Source organism: Alphaproteobacteria bacterium, from assembly GCA_040905865.1.
GTDB lineage: Bacteria > Pseudomonadota > Alphaproteobacteria > UBA8366.
Genome location: JBBDQU010000023.1, coordinates 17,208 through 38,749, shown reverse-complemented (window position 1 = coordinate 38,749; position 21,542 = coordinate 17,208). Strand labels below are relative to the sequence as shown.

The 21,542-nt window shown below is 58.9% G+C and carries 15 protein-coding genes and 1 pseudogene; 11 read left to right on the top strand and 5 right to left on the bottom strand.

Features of this window, described 5'->3' with window-relative positions; genetic code table 11:
- Positions 1–10 precede the first annotated feature (10 nt).
- The 7 genes from WD767_05040 to prsT all read left to right on the top strand — a co-directional run bounded on the left by WD767_05040 (position 11) and on the right by prsT (position 10,328).
- Positions 11–1,537, top strand: coding sequence for an altronate dehydratase family protein (locus WD767_05040; GenBank protein MEX2615440.1), 1,527 nt, complete (start codon positions 11–13; stop codon positions 1,535–1,537).
- 66 nt (positions 1,538–1,603) lie between these two features.
- Positions 1,604–2,392 carry an SDR family oxidoreductase gene (locus WD767_05035; GenBank protein ID MEX2615439.1) on the top strand — a complete coding sequence of 263 codons (789 nt, stop codon included), beginning with the start codon at positions 1,604–1,606 and terminating at the stop codon, positions 2,390–2,392.
- Positions 2,393–2,866: 474 nt separating this feature from the next.
- On the top strand, positions 2,867–3,979 hold the full coding sequence (locus tag WD767_05030) for an ABC transporter ATP-binding protein (protein MEX2615438.1): 1,113 nt from the start codon (positions 2,867–2,869) through the stop codon (positions 3,977–3,979).
- Positions 3,980–4,024: 45 nt separating this feature from the next.
- Positions 4,025–5,107 carry an extracellular solute-binding protein gene (locus tag WD767_05025; protein ID MEX2615437.1) on the top strand — a complete coding sequence of 361 codons (1,083 nt, stop codon included), beginning with the start codon at positions 4,025–4,027 and terminating at the stop codon, positions 5,105–5,107.
- A gap of 52 nt (positions 5,108–5,159) precedes the next feature.
- Positions 5,160–6,425: an ABC transporter permease gene (locus tag WD767_05020; protein ID MEX2615436.1), complete on the top strand. Its 1,266-nt coding sequence runs from the start codon at positions 5,160–5,162 to the stop codon at positions 6,423–6,425.
- Between the two features lie 5 nt (positions 6,426–6,430).
- On the top strand, positions 6,431–7,282 hold the full coding sequence (locus tag WD767_05015) for an ABC transporter permease (GenBank protein ID MEX2615435.1): 852 nt from the start codon (positions 6,431–6,433) through the stop codon (positions 7,280–7,282).
- Positions 7,283–7,466: 184 nt separating this feature from the next.
- Positions 7,467–10,328 carry an XrtA/PEP-CTERM system TPR-repeat protein PrsT gene (gene prsT, locus WD767_05010; GenBank protein MEX2615434.1) on the top strand — a complete coding sequence of 954 codons (2,862 nt, stop codon included), beginning with the start codon at positions 7,467–7,469 and terminating at the stop codon, positions 10,326–10,328.
- Positions 10,329–10,691: 363 nt separating this feature from the next.
- Here prsT and WD767_05005 read toward each other — a convergent pair.
- The 5 genes and pseudogenes from WD767_05005 to WD767_04985 all read right to left on the bottom strand — a co-directional run bounded on the left by WD767_05005 (position 10,692) and on the right by WD767_04985 (position 17,262).
- A pseudogene (locus WD767_05005) lies at positions 10,692–10,827 on the bottom strand (transposase).
- 215 nt (positions 10,828–11,042) lie between these two features.
- On the bottom strand, positions 11,043–11,990 hold the full coding sequence (locus WD767_05000) for a PEP-CTERM sorting domain-containing protein (protein MEX2615433.1): 948 nt from the start codon (positions 11,988–11,990) through the stop codon (positions 11,043–11,045).
- Between the two features lie 385 nt (positions 11,991–12,375).
- Positions 12,376–14,262: an XrtA/PEP-CTERM system amidotransferase gene (locus WD767_04995; protein MEX2615432.1), complete on the bottom strand. Its 1,887-nt coding sequence runs from the start codon at positions 14,260–14,262 to the stop codon at positions 12,376–12,378.
- A gap of 27 nt (positions 14,263–14,289) precedes the next feature.
- On the bottom strand, positions 14,290–15,807 hold the full coding sequence (gene xrtA, locus WD767_04990; GenBank protein ID MEX2615431.1) for an exosortase A: 1,518 nt from the start codon (positions 15,805–15,807) through the stop codon (positions 14,290–14,292).
- 72 nt (positions 15,808–15,879) lie between these two features.
- A complete protein-coding gene (locus WD767_04985; protein MEX2615430.1) occupies positions 15,880–17,262 on the bottom strand; it encodes a TIGR03013 family XrtA/PEP-CTERM system glycosyltransferase in 1,383 nt (460 codons plus the stop codon).
- Between the two features lie 219 nt (positions 17,263–17,481).
- Between WD767_04985 and WD767_04980 the strand changes: the two genes are divergently transcribed.
- The 4 genes from WD767_04980 (at position 17,482) to WD767_04965 (ending at position 21,529) form a co-directional block, all read left to right on the top strand.
- The gene (locus WD767_04980; protein MEX2615429.1) at positions 17,482–17,790 is read left to right on the top strand and encodes a hypothetical protein; all 309 of its coding nucleotides are present in this window, start codon (positions 17,482–17,484) and stop codon (positions 17,788–17,790) included.
- A 157-nt stretch (positions 17,791–17,947) separates the two neighbouring features.
- Complete coding sequence (locus WD767_04975) at positions 17,948–18,544, top strand: XrtA/PEP-CTERM system exopolysaccharide export protein (GenBank protein MEX2615428.1); 597 nt, start codon at positions 17,948–17,950, stop codon at positions 18,542–18,544.
- A 362-nt stretch (positions 18,545–18,906) separates the two neighbouring features.
- The gene (locus tag WD767_04970) at positions 18,907–20,559 is read left to right on the top strand and encodes an XrtA system polysaccharide chain length determinant (GenBank protein MEX2615427.1); all 1,653 of its coding nucleotides are present in this window, start codon (positions 18,907–18,909) and stop codon (positions 20,557–20,559) included.
- Position 20,560: 1 nt separating this feature from the next.
- On the top strand, positions 20,561–21,529 hold the full coding sequence (locus WD767_04965) for an XrtA-associated tyrosine autokinase (protein ID MEX2615426.1): 969 nt from the start codon (positions 20,561–20,563) through the stop codon (positions 21,527–21,529).
- The last annotated feature ends 13 nt before the right edge of the window (positions 21,530–21,542 follow it).

Genomic DNA, 21,542 nt, shown 5'->3' with positions numbered 1-21,542 from the left:
GGGACACGACATGGCCAGTATTGAATCGTTGCGGCTCAACCCGCAGGACAATGTCGCCATCATGCTGGGCGACGTCGCGAGGGGCGACATGGTATCGCCGGCATCGATCACCGCGCGCGAACCGGTTCCGCGCAGTCACAAGATCGCAATCGTCCCCATCGAAGCCGGCGCCGCCGTCGTCAAATACGGCCAGATCATCGGCTTCACGTCGGAACATATCGCGCCCGGCGCGCATGTCCATGTCCACAACGTGTCGATGGGCGATTTCGAACGGGATTACGCCTATGGCGAAGGGGCGGTTGAAACCGTCATGGTGCCGGAAGCCGAACGTGAGACCTATCAGGGGTACCGGCGCGAGGACGGCAAGGTCGGCACGCGTAACTATATCGGCATCGTCACCTCGGTAAACTGCGCCGCGACGGTGGCGCTGCATGTCGCCAAGGCGGTGGAGAAGGAAGGGCTGCTGGACGATTACCCGAATGTCGATGGTATCGTGCCCATCGTGCACGGCGCGGGGTGCTGCATCGGCACCGACGATGAAGGCTTCCGCATGCTGCAGCGGACCATCTGGGGTCACGCGCGGCATCCGAATTTCGCCTCCGTGCTGATGCTGGGGCTGGGCTGCGAGGCGAACCAGATTCCCTTCATGCTGGAAACCATGGGCAAGCCCTCGGACGAAACCTTCCATTACACCACCATCCAGCAGGAGGGCGGGACGCGGAAAACCGTGGAATACTGCCTGAACTGGATACGGTCCGTGCTGCCGCGCGCCAACGCGATGCAGCGGGTGACCTGCCCGGCCTCGGAACTGACGGTGGCGCTGCAATGCGGCGGCTCGGACGGTTACTCCGGGCTGACGGCCAACCCGGCGCTGGGCATTGCCGTCGATAAGCTGGTGCGGCACGGCGGCTCCGGCGTGCTGGCCGAAACGCCGGAGGTTTACGGCGCGGAGCACCTGCTGACCCGCCGCGCGGTCAGCCGCGAAGTCGGCGAGAAGCTGATCGAGCGCATCCGCTGGTGGGAGGAATATGCGGCCAAGAACAACGGCAGCATGAACAACAACCCCACACCCGGCAACAAGGCGGGCGGGCTCACCACGATCCTCGAAAAATCACTGGGGGCGGTCGCCAAGGGCGGGACGACCAATCTCGTCGGCGTCTATAAATACGGCGAACCGATCACGACCAAGGGCTTCGCCTTCATGGACAGCCCCGGCTACGACCCGTGCTCGATCACGGGCGAGGTGGCGTCGGGCTGCAACCTGGTCGCCTTCACCACCGGGCGCGGTTCCTGTTACGGCAACAAGCCGGTGCCCAGCGTGAAGCTGGCCACCAATACGCCCATGTATGAACACATGTCCGAAGACATGGACATCAATTGCGGCACCTGCATCGACGGCACCGATTCGCTGGAGGAAGTCGGCGAGCGTATCTTCCGCAAGCTGCTGGCCATCGCCAGCGGCGAACGGACGCTTTCCGAACAGCTTGGCTTCGGCGACGCCGAATTCGTGCCCTGGCAGATCGGAGCCCAGATGTAGCCCTCTTGCCAACTCGGACCGCCCCGCCGATGATTGCGGCTGGCATCACGCGGCGGGGAGGAACGAATGAAACGGCTCGATGGTAGAAACGCGGTTATCACCGGGGCGGCCTCCGGCGTCGGCCGGGCGGCGAGCCTGCTGTTCGCCCGCGAGGGCGCCGCGGTCGCCTGCGTCGATATCGACGCGGATATGGGCGCGGAGACCGCGGCCATGGTCCGCGCCGAAGGCGGCGATGCGACGTTCATCGAAACCGACCTCGCGGATCCGGCCGCCATCGACCGCATGGCGAAAGCCTGCATGGACTGGCGCGACACCATCCATGTGCTGTTCAACAATGCGGCCATCGCCGAGCGGCGCGAATTCGAGGACGTGCCGCTGGACGAATGGAATCGGCAGGTCGCGGTCAATCTCACCGCGCCTTTCCTGTGCAGCCAGAAACTCCTGCCGGCGCTGAAGGCGGCGGGCAATGCCGCGATCATCCATCACGGTTCCATCGACGGCGTGCTGGGTAACCCGACACTGGTTGCCTATTCCGCGGCAAAGGGCGGGTTGCAGCCGCTGACCCATGTGATGAGTTTCTGGCTGGCGCGCCACGGCATCCGGGTGAACTGCATCAATTCGGGCGCGCTCCGCGAAAGCAAACAGGGCATCCCCGTGCGCCTCAACCGCGACAACCGCGCCGGCCAGCCGATGAGCGAAGCCCAGCGCAAGGCGACGCCGATGGGCCGGCCCGGCTTCGTCGAGGAAGCCGCCGACGTGGCGCTCTACCTCGCCAGCGACGAATCGTCCTATGTAAACGGCAGCGTCATTACCCTGGATGGCGGCCGGACGGGCATCACGCCGGGAACGTTCTGATAAATCATGACCGGCCTTATACGGAGTACGCCGGCGCCAGGATAATCGCCACCGCCCTTCCTCCCGGTCGGGCCGGATAGATCAGATCGTGTTCGACTGGAATCGCAACCGGTTCCGTTCAAACCTGATGTGCTATAGCGGCACGGCGTAAATGACGGAAACCTGCCCGGATTGGTTCGACTGTTCCTGAGCGGATGTCCCTGACAGGGAACTCCAAACACTACAAAAACAGGTAAAATAAACGAACTACTTGCATTTAAAGAGTTCATGTTCTGTATACTTTATTAATATAGTTATGATCAATAATAGTATTGATATTATTTACGGTTTTATTTATTGATTTCTTATTTACAGATTCGCGATATTAATAAAAATAATACTTCAATATACTGAAAAAAATTGTATTATTAGTGAATCTTATGTTAATTCAATATTGTTATCATGTGTGCCTAGCACACAGCCGGAGACATACATTTGCGTGAACCTCTTTCCAGTGAGGGGCCGCGCAAACAGCCGTTTGTGCGGTTCCACAATGTGCAAAAAAGCTATGACGGCGAAACGCTTGTCGTAAAAGGCTTTAACCTCGATATCGCCAGCGGCGAATTCATCACCCTTCTGGGGCCGTCCGGCTCCGGCAAGACCACCTGCCTGATGATGATGGCGGGATTCGAAGCCCCGACCCACGGCGATATTCTTCTCGACGGCGAACCTATCAACACCGTGCCGCCGCACAAACGCGGGATCGGCATTGTCTTTCAGAATTATGCCCTGTTCCCGCATATGAGCGTGGCGGAGAACCTCGCCTTTCCGCTGGAGGTCCGCAAGCTCGGCCCGGCGGAAACCGGGGAAAAGGTCGCCCGCGCCCTGGAAATGGTGCGGCTGGAGGAGTTTGGCGACCGCCGGCCGGCGCAACTGTCCGGCGGCCAGCAGCAACGCGTGGCGCTGGCGCGCGCGCTGGTCTTCGAGCCCGAAATCGTCCTCATGGACGAACCGCTGGGCGCGCTGGACAAGAATCTGCGCGAGGAAATGCAATACGAGATCAAGCGCATTCATGAAGACCTGGGAGTCACGATGCTTTACGTGACCCACGACCAGTCGGAAGCGCTGACGATGTCGGACCGCATCGCGGTCTTCAATGACGGCGTGGTGCAACAGCTGGCGAGCCCGGACGTCCTGTATGAACAGCCCGAAAATGCCTTCGTGGCCTCGTTCATCGGTGAAAACAACCGGCTGATCGGCGACGTGGTCGAACTGTCCGGTGATGCCTGCAGCGTGCGCACGGAATCGGGCGTCGTGATCGAGGCGTTGCCGGTCAACGTTGCGGGCGCGGGGGCGAAATCGACCCTGTCGCTGCGTCCGGAACGCGTCACGATCGATCCGGAGACGGGCACATGTCCCAACATCTTCGAGGCCGAGGTGCGCGAAGTGATCTATCTCGGCGATCACCTGCGCACGCGTGTCTCGGTCTGCGGCAACAGCGATTTTATCGTCAAGATTCCCAATGCGCAGACGCACCCGGCCCTGAAGCGCGGCCAGACGATCATGGTGGGCTGGGCGCGCGAGGATTGCCGCGCACTGGACGCCTGACGGCATCCAAAAAAACTGACCGAAACGACAAGGGAGTAAGCAGAAATGAACAAGCATATCGCAACGCTTGGCCTGGCGGCCTTTGCAGGGGCGTTTTCCTCCGCCGCTATTGCCGAAAGCCTGACCATCGTGTCCTGGGGCGGGGCTTATACGGAAAGCCAGAAGAGCGCCTATCATGACCCGTGGACGGAGAAGACAGATGACACGATCGTCAATGTCGACAAGGCCCAGACGGCGCTGGCAGGACTGCGCGCACAGGTCGAGGCCGGCAATGTGACCTGGGATCTGGTGGACATGCTGCCATCCGAGGCGCAGATAGCCTGCGACGAGGGGCTGGTCGATATCATCGATCATGACAAGGTGCTTGCCCCGTCGCCGGACGGCGTCCCGCCGAGCGATGATTTCATCGCCGGTTCGCTGAGCGAATGCTTCGTGCCGCAGATCGTCTATTCCAACATCGTCGCCTATAACACGACGATATATTCCGGCAGGCAGCCGTCGACCATGAAGGACGTGTTCGACCTGGAAAGCTTCCCGGGCAAGCGGTCGCTGCAGAAGAAGCCCGTCAATAACCTGGAATGGGCCCTGATGGCGGACGGCGTTCCCGCCGACAAGGTCTATGAAGCGCTTCGCACCGAAGAAGGCATCAGCCGGGCCTTCGCCAAGCTCGACACCATCAAGGACAACGTGATCTGGTGGGAGGAAGGCGCGCAGCCGCCGCAGCTCCTGGCCGACAAGGAGGTGGCGTTCGCGTCCGGCTATAACGGTCGTATCTTCAACGCCCAGGTCAACGAAGACCAGCCCTTCAAGATCATCTGGGACGCGCAGGTCTTCGAACTGGATGGCTGGGTCGTGCCGAGGGGCAAGCTGGACAAGGTGGCGGACTATCTCAAATTCGCGACCGATACGCAGCGCCTCGCCGATCAGGCCAAGTATATTTCCTATGGTCCGGCGCGCATTTCCTCCGCGGCCCTGGTCTCCACGCATGCGAAGACGGGTGTCGACATGAAACCGCATATGCCGACCTATGGCCCGAACTTTAAAACCGCCCTGCACAAGGATGACGAATTCTGGGCCGATCACCTGGACGAGCTGACCGAGCGTTTCAACGCTTGGCTGGCCAGATAGCCGGAACACGGGGGCCTTTGCCCCCGTCTCTTTCGCCCATGGAGAATTTATCGTGACCGGGCTCGCGGCGACATCGCCGGACGATCTGACGACGGCCGACGGCGTTCCGCTGAAGGTCAGCCTCAGCCGTGCCCAGCGCCGCAACAGGATCAGGGCGGTGCTCCTGGTCGCGCCGCTTTTCCTGTTTCTGCTCGTTGCGTTCATCCTGCCGATATTCGATATGCTGTTGCGCAGCGTCGAGAGCACCGAAGTAACCACGCATATGCCCGAGACGGTGCGCGCCCTTTCCGGCTGGGACGGGGAAGGGCTGCCCGGGGAGGCGGTGTTCGCCGCCGCCGTCCGGGACCTTGCCGCGGGCAGTCGCGCGCGAACCATCGGCAGGGTCGCCAGCCGGCTGAACTACGAAAGCGGCGGCATGCGCTCGCTGATCATGAAATCCGCACGCAGGTCCAAGGCTCTCGAAAGGGGGCCGTACAAGGAAGCGCTCATCGCCTTGGACGAGCGATGGGCGCAACCGGATGTCTGGCGGCTGCTGAAGCGGGAATCCGGCAACTATACGCTGTCGTATTACCTGGCGGCGCTCGATCTCAGATATGGCGCCGACGGCGCGATCGAGGCAAAGCCGGAACACATGCAGATTTACGTCAACCTGTTCGTGCGCACGATATGGATGAGCGCGCTGATTACGGTGCTGGCGCTGCTGCTGGGTTATCCGGTTGCCTTTCTGCTGGCGACCCTGCCCATGCGGCAGTCGAACCTGCTGATGATCCTGGTGCTGCTGCCGTTCTGGACATCGCTGCTGGTGCGGACGACGACCTGGATCGCGATTTTGCAGAGCCAGGGCGTCCTGAACGATCTGGCGGTCTGGGCCGGCCTGATCACGAACGAGAACCGCCTGCAGCTGATCTACAACAAGACCGGCACGATCATCGCCATGACCCATATCCTGCTGCCGTTCATGATCCTGCCGCTGTATTCGGTGATGAAGACAATTTCGCCGGCCTATATGCGGGCGGCGCGGTCGCTGGGCGCGACCGGTTTCACCGCATTCCGAAGGGTTTACTTCCCGCAGACGCTGGCCGGTATCGGCGCCGGCTCGATCCTGGTGTTCATCCTGGCGATCGGCTACTACATCACGCCCGCGCTGGTCGGGGGACAGTCCGGCCGCTTCATCACCAATTTCGTCGCCTATCATATGCAGCAGTCGCTGAACTGGGGCCTTGCCGCCGCGATCGGCTCGCTGCTGCTGGGGGCCGTCATCGCGCTGTATCTGCTGTACAACCGCCTTATCGGCGTCGACAAGATGAAACTGGGCTGAGGGTCATGGCGCCGCCACCATACGCCACATTCGCGGAACGGAGCTGGCACTACGTCTTCCGCCTGCTCTGCGGGCTGGTCTTCCTGTTTCTGATCGGCCCCATTCTGGTGATTATCCCGCTCAGCTTTAACGCCGAGCCCTATTTCACGTTTTCCGAGGGCATGATCGCGCTGGACCCGGATGCCTGGTCGCTGCGCTGGTATCGGGACTTCTTTACGTCCGATTCCTGGCTGGGCGCGATCCGGAACAGCTTCATCGTGGCGTTCTTTTCGACGATCCTGGCGACGGCGCTGGGGACGCTGGCGGCGCTGGGCATGTCCAGCCGGTACATGCCGTATCGTGCAACGGTCATGGCTGTCCTGATTTCCCCCATGATCGTGCCGCTGATCATTTCGGCCGCCGGGATGTTCTTTTTCTTCTCCAAGTATCAGCTGACGCAGACCTATACCGGCGTTATCCTGGCGCATACGGCATTGGGAATCCCGTTTGTGGTTATCACGGTAACGGCGACCCTGACGGGATTCGACCATACCTTCACCCGCGCCGCGGCCAGCCTGGGGGCGTCGCCGATGCGGACCTTTTTCAGGGTCGTGCTGCCGCTGGTGACGCCGGGCGTCGTCTCGGGGGCGCTGTTCGCCTTCATCACCTCGTTCGACGAGGTCGTGGTGGTGCTGTTCATCGCCGGCCCGGAACAGCGGACCATACCCATCCAGATGTGGTCGGGCATCCGTGAGGAGATCAGCCCGACGATCCTGGCCGTCGCAACCCTGCTGGTCATGTTGTCCATCGGCCTGCTGACCGTCATGGAACTGTTGCGCCGGCGTTCCGAACGGTTGCGCGGGCTGACGCCGGGCTGAGACAGTAATATTAACCGGAACGGCACGATTTTCGCGCCGAATGCTTGTTACCGTCGCACCCGGAACCAGGATATGGTAAACTCCCGGCCGCAATAGTGTTTTACCGAATCCCGACCGAACGAATTTTATCCGGTCGCGTTAATTTATGAAATTGTCCCAAATTCAGAATGTGGAAGTTACCGACATGAACGATATCCGCCGTCACGCATCCAGGGCCCGCCCCGCACTATTCCGGTCTGGCGCGGTGCTCCTTTCGGCCCTGATCCTGTTCGGCTGCGATGAATCCTCCGTGGAGAACGTGGACGACCTGTTGGCGCGCGTCGAACAATCCATCGAATCCGGCGACCTGCGAGCTGGTAGCATCGACCTGAAAACGATCCTGCAGAAGGACCCGGACAATGTCGAAGCGCGGTTGATGCTCGGCAGAATCTACCTCGACATCGGCGATGCGGAATCCGCCGAAAAAGAACTCAAGACCGCACAGAGCCTGGGCGCGAATAAGGTTGAGACGAAGTTCCTGATTGGGCGAAGCCTTCTTTTGCGTGGAGACTATTCGACACTTCTGCAAAACCATCAGATATCTGATGGCATGTCCGCAAGCGAAGTCAGTAACACGGCAGTTCTACGAGGCCACGCATTTCTGGAACAACGAAACCTCGACGAAGCCGAAGCGGCATATCAGAAAGCCGCATCGGCATACAAAACGGATATCGACAAGGAACGCCCGCATTTGAAACACACAAATGCGCCGGAATTCCTGGAGGCAATCGTTGGCCTGGCAAACGTATCGATATTTAGAGGGGATTGGGAGGAAGCAAAAGCAAGGATGGATCGCGCCGCTTCGCTCTCTCCGGACCACTATTCCGTACAGGCGGCGAAGGGAGAACTCGCATTCCGGCAAAAGAACTTCAAAGAATCAGAGGAAGCATTTCAAGCCGCGTTTGCGAACCGAAAATCCGACCTGGAACTGCAACTTGGTATTGCCAGAGCCCAAATAGCACTGAACGACTACGACAAGGCAATTGCCAATCTGAATGCAGTCAGGGAGCACTACCCGGACTATATCCCCGCGAACTATTACCTGGGTCTGGCTGAACTGCAGAAAGAAAATTTTGCGGCAGCGAAGGAAGCGGGTGAACGGATATTCAAGAACCAACCGAACAGTATTCAGGCCCATATGATCGTTGGCATGGCGAATTTCGGTCTCGGAAACTACGAGCAAGCCAATTACAGCCTGCAACGCTATTTAACGGAGGCGCCGGAAAGCAGGAATGTCCGGCGGTTGCTCGGTATAGCGCAGATGCGTTTGTTAAAACCGGATGAAGCACTTTCAACGTTCAAGGCGCTCTCCGAGCAGTCGCCCGACGATATTCAGCTTTTGACGATGGTTGCCTCAGCTGCAACGGCCAGTGGGGATCTGTTTCTTGCCGATAATTATTTCCAGAAGGCGGTTGATATTAATCCCGATGATCCGGAAACGCGCCTTCGCCTCGCACGGGTGAAATTTGCGACAGGACGGAGCGATGAGGCACTCGAGGAACTCGAAAAAGCGACGAAAGAATCGCCCGGCTTTCTCAAGGGAAAATACACACTGATGCAGCTTCATCTGCGGAGGAGTGAATTTGACAAAGCGCTGAAAGTCGCCAACGAACTCCGGACGGCCGACCCGGACAGCCCTAACCCGTGGATTGGCATCGGGCTTGCGCATAAAGGCAAGCAGGAATGGACTGAAGCCATCGGTGCGTTGGAGGAAGCGTTGAAGATCGCACCGACGCATATCGGAGCCGCATACACGATCGCGGATATCCATTTGATCACGCAGGATTTCACAGCAACAAGGGCCGTTTACGACCGGATTCTCGAACAGCGGCCCGGTCACTTGCTGACGTTGATGCGCTACATTGCGCTGGCGCAATACCAGGGAAAGCCTGAAGAAGCCGAGTCCTTGCTCAGAACTGCGATGGATGCCAACCCCCGAGCTGTGGAGCCAAGGGTACTGGCCGCACAATCGCTGGTCGAGCGCGGCGAACCGATACGGGCAATTGCCCTATTGAACGATGTCTCACGCGAGAACCCGGATCATCCGGAAATGCTGCTCATACTGGGCCGGGCCGCTATCGATGCGCAAAAGCCGGGCGAAGCAGTTAGGACATTAGAGCGCCTGACGCAGATCCAACCGGCCAATCCGAGAGCCCATTATTTTCTGGCGCAGGCCTATGGACAGCTAAACAATGGCCCGAGAATGTTGGCGGCACTGGACCGGGCCCTTGAACTTGACCCTCAGTTCGGGCTGGCGGCCACTGCCCGGATTCACGCCCTCACAATTTCTAACCGGACCGAAGAAGCGAAACAGCAACTCCTGACGCTGAAGGAACGAGATCCGGATAACATAGCGCTAGCGAAGCTGGAAGCCTGGATGGCCCGGCGGGAAGAGGATCCGAAACGGGCGAGCACGATTCTCGCCGGCATCGATTCCCGGGCGATGGATGAGTCGGCAGCGATACAGCTCGCATCGGCCCGCTGGGAGTCGGGGGAGCAAGACCTCGCGGTCAGGGAACTGGAGGCGTGGGTTGAAGGGCACCCAATGGATGACCGGGCAAGACTGGAACTTGCAAACTATTTTACGATTCAGGGTGAAAGGGCCAAAGCGAGAGAACATTACGAGTCGCTGGTAGACCGTTTTCCGAATAATTGGATCATGCTGAACAATCTGGCTTCCCTGCTGGTGGCAGATAATCCGGAAAGGGCGCTTGTATACGCGGAGCGCGCTGTTGAACTGGCGCCGTCAACGCCCCCGGTGCTTCTCACACTTGCCAACATCCTGTTTTCAGAAGGGCGCGATAACGACCGCGTTGTATTGATCATGCGCTCTCTGGCGAAACGGCTCCCGGATAACGAGGAAGTCCATGTCCTTCTTTCCAGGGCTTATGCAAAGAGCGGCGACACGGGGAAAGCCGTCGAATTGCTGACGAAATTCATTGGCGAGAACAGCAACGATGAAGAATTGGTGGAAGCAAAGAGTGTGCTGCGGGAGCTTAAACTATAGCAATGTGTTGGTTTCCGATCGTGACGACGAATCGTATGGCATATAAGCCCTAACCCGTTGCGGAACGGCACAGGGCCGCCACTGGCGCGCCCTGCTCTTGCCATTGGGCACCCCGCCCGTAACCCGCTTGCCAGATGATGACCGTCTCAGCGCATATTGTCTTCGTAATCTTGTCGGCTGCCGGAAGAAAATGCATCAGATCCAAATGGGTCCGCGACAGGTTCCTTCTGATCGACGCGATATGGGAAAAAACGGGTGACAGAACTTCCGTGTGCGAGCAGGCTGTTTAAAATTACGCCGCCACGGGCCCGATAAAATGTTTGCCGAAGGTCACGTGACTTGGCCATGGAGAACCCAGAATGCGGCAGCTTTCACTCTTTCTCCAAGTGCTTCAATGGCATTGGTCATGTCAATGATCCGGCGCACGGCGTCGGGGGAACGCGAAGAAGGGCGCGGCCTCGCGCCACACGCGCCGCCTGCTCTGGCCTCGTAGCGGATATCCGGCCCCCTGTTGCGGGCGCACGATATTTGCCAGGCTCACAGAGGAAAAAACCCCCGAATTACTTCAATCGGGGGCCCGAGAAACGTCCTTGTTTCCCGATTGCGCGATACAGGAAATTTTCGTCATTCACACGAAAAGACCCGCCAGATTTCTCTGGCGGGTCCATTCAGTTCGGCAGTTCGCCCGGATTTTTCCGGATCAGGCGATATTGCTTACGCCTGAGCCGCTCCCTTGAGCGCCCGACGGCGGGCGAGGGCGCCCAGACCGATCAGACCGACACCGAACAGGGCCAAGGCGCCCGGTTCCGGAACAGCCGGAAACTGGCTGAAGCCGACTTCCGCGCCGCGGCTCCGGATTGCAATCCCGCCACCGGCAGCCGTGAAGCCCACCTTCTCCATAATCTCGACACCCTGGGTGATGTCGTTCAGAAGTGTGTCAAACGGATTGAACGGATTGCCGTTGGCATCGGTCCATTCCGGCGACAGATCGAAGGCGGCGGCCGTATCCCAACCCAGCTCAATGCGCGCATCGGAATTACCGACGTCAGATTCACCGGATATAAGATCGAACGTACCGATCGCAACGGTGGTGCCCGTCACGTCAAGGTCTTCATGGAACGAATACGCAAACGTGCCCGTGTTGTACGTAAGGTCGAGCAGGTCAGCGATCTGCGTGGGGGTAGTGGCAGCCGCCAGCGCCGTCATGGTCGCTGCGCCACCGACCAGGGAGCCGGTCAGGGAGACCTGTACCGATACGTAGGACTCCGTATACGGGCCGATTGCCAAATTGTCATTCATACTGGCGCTACCGAATCGACGGGCCGCTAATGGATCGCCGTTCAACGTTGAGGTAAGGGCCAGGAAAGTGAACGATTCCGTAAAATTGCCGTTGCCATCGACGAAGTTCAGATTCCAGCAGCTGAAGTTACCGGATATACATGTTCCTTGCGTAGATAGGTTGTCATTGACGGCAACCATATCGATACGGTCTGTTTTGACGGCAGTGCCATCAAAGTCCGTACCTGCGCCATCTGGATTACCGCTGGCTGGGTTGCCCGGGTCCCAGGTAATAACGCCCTGGGCCTGCGCGGCAACCCCTGTCAGCATCATCGCGCCGACCGTGGCCGCCGCGAGGAGCTTTCCTGTCTTGAAGTGTTTCATATTGTCGTCTCCTTGAGTAACTGTTCAACTGAATCCGTTGGTCCCTTGCAGCCATTATAAGCATGAACCGTGCCAACTAATATTTTTGGTTATGTTTCAATGTGTTAGAATTTTCCATGAATCCGAAATACAGGGCATTGTAAAAAATTCCGACAGTATTTTGGCCCAAATCCGCTGCCGCAATCCTGTGGTTAGATTTTTTTCAACAATAACAGTATATTATGAAAGAATTTTCCTGATTCGCGGATTTTGTAAAGAATTCCGACACTCATTAAGCTTTTATTATTATTTATTGTTTCCAATGGGTTGGAAATGGCCCTGCTTTACAGCGCATGGCGGAGATATGTGCCGCGACGGACACCGCCCGCCGGGCCGGCCACCCCGCCTATCCGGCCTGGCGCAGGAAGCCGTCGAACATCAGCAGGCTCCACAGCACCGGGCTGTGGTCGTGCAGGCCGGACTGGTGGCGGTCGACCAGCGTTTTCAGGACCGCCATGTCGAACCAGCCGCACTCCGCCATCGCCGGGCCGGTCACCGTCTGGCGCACCTTCGCCGCCAGCGGCCCCCGGAACCAGCTGGCGAGCGGGATGGAGAAGCCCTGTTTGGGCCGGTACAGCAGGTCGTCCGGCACCAGCGGCTCGAAGGCGCGCTTCAGGATGCGCTTGCCGTTGGCGCCGTCGAGCTTCAGCGCAACCGGCAGGGTGCTGGCCCATTCGACGATTTCATGGTCGAGCAGCGGGGCGCGGACCTCCAGCGAATTGGCCATGCTGGCGCGGTCGGTCTTGACCAGGATGTCGCCTGGCAGCCAGGTCTTGATATCGGCATACTGCGCCTGCAGCAGCGGCACATCGGTATCCGCCGCCGCCATGTGGCGCGACAGGGTCTCGATGGCGTGGTGGCCCTGCAGGGCGCGCCTGAATTCCGGGCTGAATATCCGGTTGCGCATCGCATCGCTGGAGACGGAAACGCTGTGAAAGAACGCCGCCTCCGGGGTCATCGCCAGTTCCTCGAAGGTATTCCTGGCGCGGAACATGCGCGGCGCCCAGTCCATCTTCGGGTATATCCTCGCCAGCGCGCCGAAGACCGGGCGGCCGATCGCGGCGGGCAGGATCGAGCGCAACCGCCCCTCGCGGTGGTGCCACAGGTAGCGGCGGTAGCCGGCGAAGGCCTCGTCGCCGCCATCGCCGGACAGGGCGACCGTCACATGCTCGCGCGCCAGGGCGCAGACCCGGAAGGTCGGCATGGCCGAGGAGTCGGCGAAGGGTTCGTCGTAAATGCCCGCCAGGCGGTCGACGAGATCGAAGGAATCCGGATCGACGACGCGCATTTCATGGTTGGTTTCATAGCGTTGCGCAATCTGCAGCGCATAGGCGGATTCGTCGAAGGCCCTGTCGCCGAAACCGATGCTGAAGGTATTGACCGGGCGGTCCGACTGCCCCGCCATCAGCGCCACAATGCCGCTGGAATCCACGCCGCCCGACAGGAACGCGCCCAGCGGCACGTCGGAAATCATCCGCAGCCGCACGGCCTCGTCCAGCCGTTCGCGCAGCTCCGTCTCGGCGTCATCGAGATCCGCCGGGCCCGATTCCGACATTTTCAGATGCCAGTAGATATCGCGCTTCATCGCCGCGCCGCGCCGCCAGACCATGCGCTCCGCCGGCTCCAGCTTGGCCGCGCCCTGGTAGATCGTGCGCGGTTCCGGCACATAGCCCAGCGCGAAATAATCCTCCACCGCGCGCGGGTCGATATCGCGCCGGAAACCCGGGTGGCGCATCAGCGCCTTCAGTTCCGACGCGAAAATCAGCGTTTCATCGGGCAGGACGGCGTAATAGAGCGGCTTCTTGCCAAGCCGGTCGCGCGCCATGAACAGCGTTTCGGTGTTGGAATCCCACAGGGCGAAGGCAAACATGCCCCGAAAGCGTTTCACGCAGTCCGGTCCCCATTCCTCCCAGCCGTGCACGATCACTTCGGTATCGCAGCGGGTCCGGAACCTGTGGCCGAGGGATTCCAGCTCCGCCATCAGCGGTTGGAAATTATAGATTTCGCCGTTGAAGACGATCGCGACGGTATTGTCCTCGTTATAGAGCGGCTGCGCGCCATGGGCGACGTCGATAATCGCCAGGCGGCGATGCGCCAGACCGATCCCCGGCGCCAGATGGACTCCGTCGCCATCCGGTCCGCGATGACGGATTGCATCGTTCATGCGCAGCAGCAGCGCCCGGTCCACGGGGCGCTGGCCGCGCGGATCGAAATAACCTGACAGGCCGCACATGCGTTGCGTCGTTCCTAAGTCACGGGTTCATCGGGCAACCGGCGCCGAAAGCGTCGGAAACGGCGGCAGGGCGGCCAGGAAGGCGCGCAGGTTTTCCGGGTCCGTATCTTCATCCGCCGACACGGCCAGGAAGCCGGCGCGGCGGTCGCCGAACAGCAGGTCCGTCTTTGCCTGCGCCAGTTTTGCCATGACCGGGCTGTTCATGTAGCGCCCGTCGAGCCAGTACGTATGCCAGACATTGCGGCGAAGATCGCCTGATTTCAGGGCAGTCGTCGTCATGGTGGTCCGGGTATCGCCGATGACTGCCTCCGTTTTGCCGGTGCGCAGCCAGAACCACGTGTTGTCGTCATGCACCTTGTTGGCATAGCTGGCGACCTCCCGTCCTTCTCCCTGATAGGCGTAATAGGCCACGAACAGCGACACCTGTTCGGTCCCGTTGCTGTATTGGGCGGTCGCCTGCGCATCGGCGTCCGCGAAGTTCGGCCGCCAGGACGGATCGTCCGGTACAAGCCGCCACGCGCCGACGGTTTCAGGAATGGCGATTCGCGTCGGCGGCACCGGCGGAAGATCGCTCTGACGATAGGCCGAATAAGCCGGGAACAATCCTGCGATGGCAACCGCGCCGGCCACCGCCACGACAATTCCGGCGCGACCGCCGCGCGGCCCGGATGCGCCGGTCTGCCGGACAGCGACAGGCGCGGGGTCCCGAAAGCGCCAGCCCAGCCACATCAACAGGAACATGATTGCCGCGAAGAACAGCCATCCTTCCATGTAATGGTCGTTAATGTCGTAAACCCCGTCCAGATAGAATGACGCCAGGATAATGGCGATAATCCGGAGCCAGTTGGCGATCAGCGCGACGATAATGGCGACCGCCACGCAGAGAATGCGCTTGGTCCAGCTGGTGTACATCTGTTCCGCATAGAGAATGGACAGGGCCAGACCGGACAGCAGGAAATTCAGGCCGGCGCAGCCCGGCGCGACCCAGAACCGCGCCGCGGGCAATTCGATAAACACGTCCTCGACAAAGACCGGGATCCCCATCATGGCGATGGTCTGCGATGACACGATGGTCGCCAAACGCTGCAACGGCGGCAACAGGTTCAGGTCAGTCGGAAGAACCAGCCACAAAAACAGCATCGGGAACAGCATTGCCCGGAACATCCGCCAGCCCACGACGGTCAGAACGAGGCTTTCAACCATGCCGATCAACGCCGCCTGCCGCCCGACGGCGACATCAACTGCGTCAGCCGCGATCCACATGATGCCGAATCCCGCCAGCAGTATCGCCCCGACGATGCTGGGCGATGGGCCGATTCCCGCCAGAACGCGGCGTCGCTCCCAGATCAGGTAACCGCAGACCGGAAGTATCAGGAAGGCATGGTCGAAGGCATGCATCCGGGACCACAGATCCAGCATCGATGCTGCGGTTTCGGAATAGATGGCGATCAACGCCATCACGCCCAGTATTGCCGCAGCGGCAGACACCCGGCCCGCGGTCAGCGGCCCGGACGGCAAAGCCGCCGCTAATCCGTTCCTTGGCACGTCGCGTTCATCCTTGCTGCGTCCTGACCGGCGCCATGTCCCACGCCCGGGAACATCGCCCGCATCCGACAATCACCGTACACCCTGTGGCCAGAGGACAACCCTCACGGTCTGCAACAGGATGAGACAATCAAGCATAAGGCTGTAATTCTTGATATAATAAAGATCGAATTTGAGTTTCCGCCGGGCATCCTCTACCGAGGCGCCATACGGATAGTTTACCTGCGCCCATCCCGTAATGCCTGGCTTCACCGTGTCCCGATAGCCGTAATAGGGGATCGCCTCTAGCAGTTCGGCTACGATAACCGGCCGTTCCGGGCGCGGACCGATAAAACTCATCTCACCGCGCAACACGTTGATGATCTGGGGAATTTCATCTATCCGCGCCATGCGGATAAACGCGCCAACCGGCGTGACGCGGCTGTCATTGGCCGACGCCCAGCGGGCGACGCCGTCGTTTTCCGCATCAACCCGCATGCTTCGGAACTTAAACAGAAAGAACGACTCTCCATATAGTCCGACACGCTCCTGACGGTAGAATACCGGCCCGCGATCCTGCAGGTACACCGCCGCCGCGGCGACGAGTGTAACCGGCAGCGAAAACAGCAGCAGGAGTATGCTGACGACGATATCGAATATACGCTTTACGATTCGTTGCGTACCCAGACGCGACGAAAACCCGTCGGCAAAAATCATCCAGCTCGGATTCAGCGCGTCGAGTTCGACCTCCCCTTTCTGGCGCTCCATGAAGGTCCAGAAATCGCTGATCCGGACGCCCTCCATGCGGCATGCCAGCAGGTCTTCGGACGGAATCCGCCCTCTGCGTTCCTGCAGCGCGACGACCACTTCATCGGCATCCTGCGCACTGACGATATGGGTAAGCGCCGTGTCGTATTTCAGGACACGGGTCCGGTCCACGCAAATGTCGCTTCCATCAACCGGGAGGAACCCGACACAATGGAAGGCTCCACCGGCTTCCAGCGCCTCGACCTCGCGGGCCTGTTTGCCGGCTCCGAAAACGAGCACCCGATGCCGGAAGACATTGATGCCCGTAACCCGCAGAAAGATGACCCGGGCGCACAGAACGCCGATCAGACTGATCGCAATCGCCGGCAGCAGGGCGCTCATCCAGATGCGCGTTTGTGGGAAAATGTAAAAGATGATCGACATCAGAAAAACCGCGGACGCAAAACTCGCGAATAACCGCAGAAAAGTGATCTTCGTATCGGCGATGAACTGACGCTGGTACAATCCCATCATGATCAGCGTTAGGACAATCGCACTGACGTAAATCGTGCTGTTGCCGAAATTGGCCAGAAAAGTATTGATGCCGATTTCGATATCGAGATAACTGATCGAATATCCAGCGGCAATGGACAAATACAAGATCAGGATATCGAATATCCCCAACACCAGAACGGGTGTCGCTATGTGTAGCCGAAATATACTGATCATGAACTGGCTAACGCATCATTTAGTGAAAAGTTATACAGGTAATACAATGTTTCGCCCCGTTATCAGATGATTATATCAGCCGCCATGAACCCCGGCATAGCAGCAATATGCGGCATTCGAAGCCAGTAACGAGACATTGAAGGATCAATCCACCGCCACCAGCGGTTTCCTGCCGCTCTCCAGCATCCATGCTGTCAGCATCGGCGCCGGAAGTTCCGTATGGCCACAGTCGGGACATTCAATGGAAACGCCCAGACGCGCCGCCAGGAAAAAGGTGCCGCAGTCGCAACCGACAATGCAGCCCTCGTGCAATTTGCCATCGATAGTCAATTTTCCATCCCTTTATCCCGCCGTCGCGGCGCGTACGAAGCAATGTTCCTGTTTATCCGGAGTTTCACCGATCTTATCATCATCCAATTGGGTGACGTGCCTGTCGCGGTCAAAAAAATATCGGGTCAACCTTTTGGACCGGGCCGGCAGGCGGGACATGAACCGCGGCTGATGGTCGCGCCGGACAAGTCATCGTAAGGAAGTTGTTAATATAGAATGTGGTACTTTCATTGGTCTTGGGTTTTTTGACGCGCAACAATGCTTTTTATATGATAGAAGCACGAATACTATTGGAATTCCGCAATATGGAGATGGTTCGGTGAAAAACTTGTTATCTGGTCGATTTTTGGTTCGGATGCTGGTGACAGGCCTGATCCTGACCGGTCTTGGCGCCTGTGCGGATTTTGATGACGCGCCGGTCGCGGCCCCCCAGTCCATCGGGACATCTCCAGGCTATCTTGTCGGGCCCGGCGATCAACTTCAGATTTTCGTCTGGCGAAATCCGGAACTGTCGACGACGATCCCGGTCCGCCCCGACGGCAGAATCTCCATGCCCCTGATCGAAGATCTGCAGGCGGCCAATAAAACCCCGACGGAACTCGCCCGCGATGTCGAGAAGGTGCTGTCGGAATTTGTCCAGAACCCTGTCGTGACCGTCATCGTGACCGGGTTCATCGGGCCGTTCGACCAGCAGGTTCGTGTTGTCGGCGAAGCATCCGCGCCGCGGGCGATCCCCTATAGCGAGAAAATGACTGTCCTCGACGTCATGATTGCTGTCGGCGGGTTGACCGAGTTCGCGGCCGGAAACCGCGCTGTTATCATTCGCGCCGCCGGCGACAAGAAGAATTCCTATCGCGTCCGGCTGGACGACTTGCTGAAAGACGGCGATGTAACGGCAAATGTGGACGTTCTTCCGGGGGATGTCCTCATCATCCCGCAAAGCTGGTTCTAGTCATGCGGCGCGCCGGTTAAACCGCGCACAGGGCAGGCTTCGCGAGGAGCCCGCCTCGGAGGCTATTGCCTGACGAATAGCGTATGCCCGGCGTACGACGAATTGGCGGGGCGCACTGGAATAGAGTATCGATCGTCGCCGGGAAGGCCAGTTGGATCACTTGGTTTTAATGTATTAATTCTTCTGAAGAGAGAACCTGGGCCGAAACCACTTGAAACGCTGGCGGTATGTTATACTTGACCATGCCAATCACCCATATGGACGATGCAGTGCGCTGGTTTTATTCCCCATATAGCCAACCGGATCATCTTGAACGGAACAGGGCGCATTCGTGCCAGTGGAGAAATTTCGGTTGATCGGCCATGCATGACGTATTCAATGAATTCCTGGCCCACCTGGTCGCCGTTTGGCGGCGGCGCTGGTATGCGCTTGCGCTGGCATGGCTCATCTGCTTTGTCGGCTGGGGCGTCGTTGCGGTATTGCCTGACAAGTACGAGTCCGAGGCGCGCGTCTATATCGACACCTCATCCCTTCTCGGCCCGCTGCTAAAGGGGATTACGGTAGAGAGCGATGTCGACAAGGAAGTTGCCATTATGCAGCGCACGCTACTGAGCCGGCCCAATTTGGCCGAAGTGGCGCGCGCCACCGACCTCGATCTCGAAGCCACAACACCGATTGAAATCGAAAACATGCTGGGGCGACTGAAAGACAACGCCAGCATTACGGCGCAGGGCCGAAACCTGTTCACTGTCAGTTACACGGACAAGGACCCCGTCCTGGCGAAATCCGTGGTGCAGGCCCTGCTGACCATTTTCGTCGAAACGAATCTGGGACGGAACAGGCAGGATATGGAAAACGCCCGTTCGTTCATCGAAGCACAACTCGAGACCTACCAGCAGCAGATAAGGGATGCAGAGCGGCGGATTGCCGATTTCAGATCCAAGCATGCGAACGTCATCCAGGCGGGCAGTTTCGTCGCGCAACTGAATGCGGCGCGCGACAAGGCACAAGCCGCGAAGCTGGAATATGAAGATGCGGTCCTGGCGCGGGACCAGTTGAAGGCGCAACTGGAGCGCACGCCGCAGTTTCTCAAACTGGAAACGGCGCCTCAGGTCGTGATGACGGGCCAGCAATCTTCGCCCAGCCAGGTCCGGCTTGAAAAACTGCAGGAGAACCTCGACCAGTTGCGACTGCAATACACCGAGAACCATCCAGATGTAATCTCGCTGGTCCGCAGCATCGAAAACCTGCGCAAGTCGATGGAAAAGGAGGCTGACGACGCGCCGGAAGCCGAAAAAGCGAGCGCAACGGTCGCAAAATCTGAAATTCCCAATGCTCTCTATCAGCAGCTGGAGATGAAGCTGAGCGAAATCGAGCCCAAATTTGTGGTCCTCCGCCGCAACTTGGCTAGCGCGGAAGCAGAAGTGCGCCGACTGGACGAATTACGCCTGACCGCGCCGGAAATTGAAACGCAATTGAAGGACCTGGAACGCGACTATGCGATCATAAAGGGGAAATACGACGAGTTCCTGTCGCGCCGCGAAGCCGCAAAGATTTCCCAGGCCGCGGAAGCGACAACGGATGCGATCCAGTTCCGCATCATTTCACCGCCACAGGTCCCGATACGTCCTTCTGCGCCGAAACGGGAACTGCTTATTGCCGCCGTGATGCTTGTCGCACTGGGCGGCGGCGCCGGATTTGCGTTTCTGCTGGGGCAAATTGACGGCACGATCGGCGCCGGACGCAGTCTTTCTGAAACATTCGGTATTGCTGTCATCGGCACGGTGTCGCTGATCGTCAGTACGAAGGATAAATTCCGCCATGCCCTCAGCAATGTGGGATTCGGCATCGCGCTGGGATCACTGGTGGCGTTGTGCATCGCCATGGTGATTTTTGCGCCTGAATTGACAAAATTGCCACAGTTGCTGCAACAGCAGCAATTGCCCTCACAATTGGCCTGGATCAGGGACATTGTTATTTCCTTCGCAAACATGCCATTTCTGAAAGAGCTTTGAGATGGCGGATGATAGCGACAGGCTGGACCTGATCCAGCGGTTGGCAGATAAACAGAACGCCGGCGACAAGAAATCCCTGGCGGAGCGGGCTGCTGAAAAGCTGGCGGCAACGCGCGTCAAGCCAGCGGCCATGACCGTTGCCGACGCTGCTTCCGATAGCCGTAGCCGACCGCAGCCGTCCGGCGATTCCCAACCGAAGAATAAGGTTCCGGACAATGCCGACCGGGAAACCTTCCGATTCAATCTGGATTACGACCAGCTGAGGCGTTCGGGTTACATCACCCCTGACCAGCAGCAAAGTCATCTGGCGGAGGAGTTTCGGGCCATCAAGCGTCCCCTGCTGCTCAAAGCGTTCGGTAACGACAAGCGCAAGGTCGAGCGCGGCAATGTTGTCATGATCACCAGCGCGCAACCCGGCGAAGGCAAAACCTTTTCGTCGATCAATCTTGCCATGAGTATCGCTTCGGAACGGGATCTGCACGTTCTGCTAATCGATACCGATGTGTATCGCCACAGGCTGGAAGAGGAATTGGGTATCGGGGACCGCAAGGGCCTGGTCGACCTGCTGATCGATGACAAGCTTGAATTGACGGACCTTTTCGTCCGCACCAATATTCCCAACCTGACAATATTACCGGTCGGCACGAAGCATCCGCAGGCTCCGGAACTCATGGCCAGCCAGAAAATGGCGTCGCTCATGGACGATATCGCCGCGCGATACCCCGACCGGGTCATTATCATCGACTCGCCGCCCGTTCTGGCCAGCAGCGAAGCCAGCGTTCTGGCGCTGCTCGTCGGCCAGATTGTGCTCGTCGTCGAAGCCAACAGAACAAAAAAGGCCAACGTGGAGCGTTCGTTGAAGCTTATTAGTAACTGTGAAAACATCTATTTTGTGATAAACAAGACAGGCGCCGACTCTACGATCTCGGCCTATCGCACATATTCTTACTACGACGAATACCGAACATAGATGTAGTTTTACT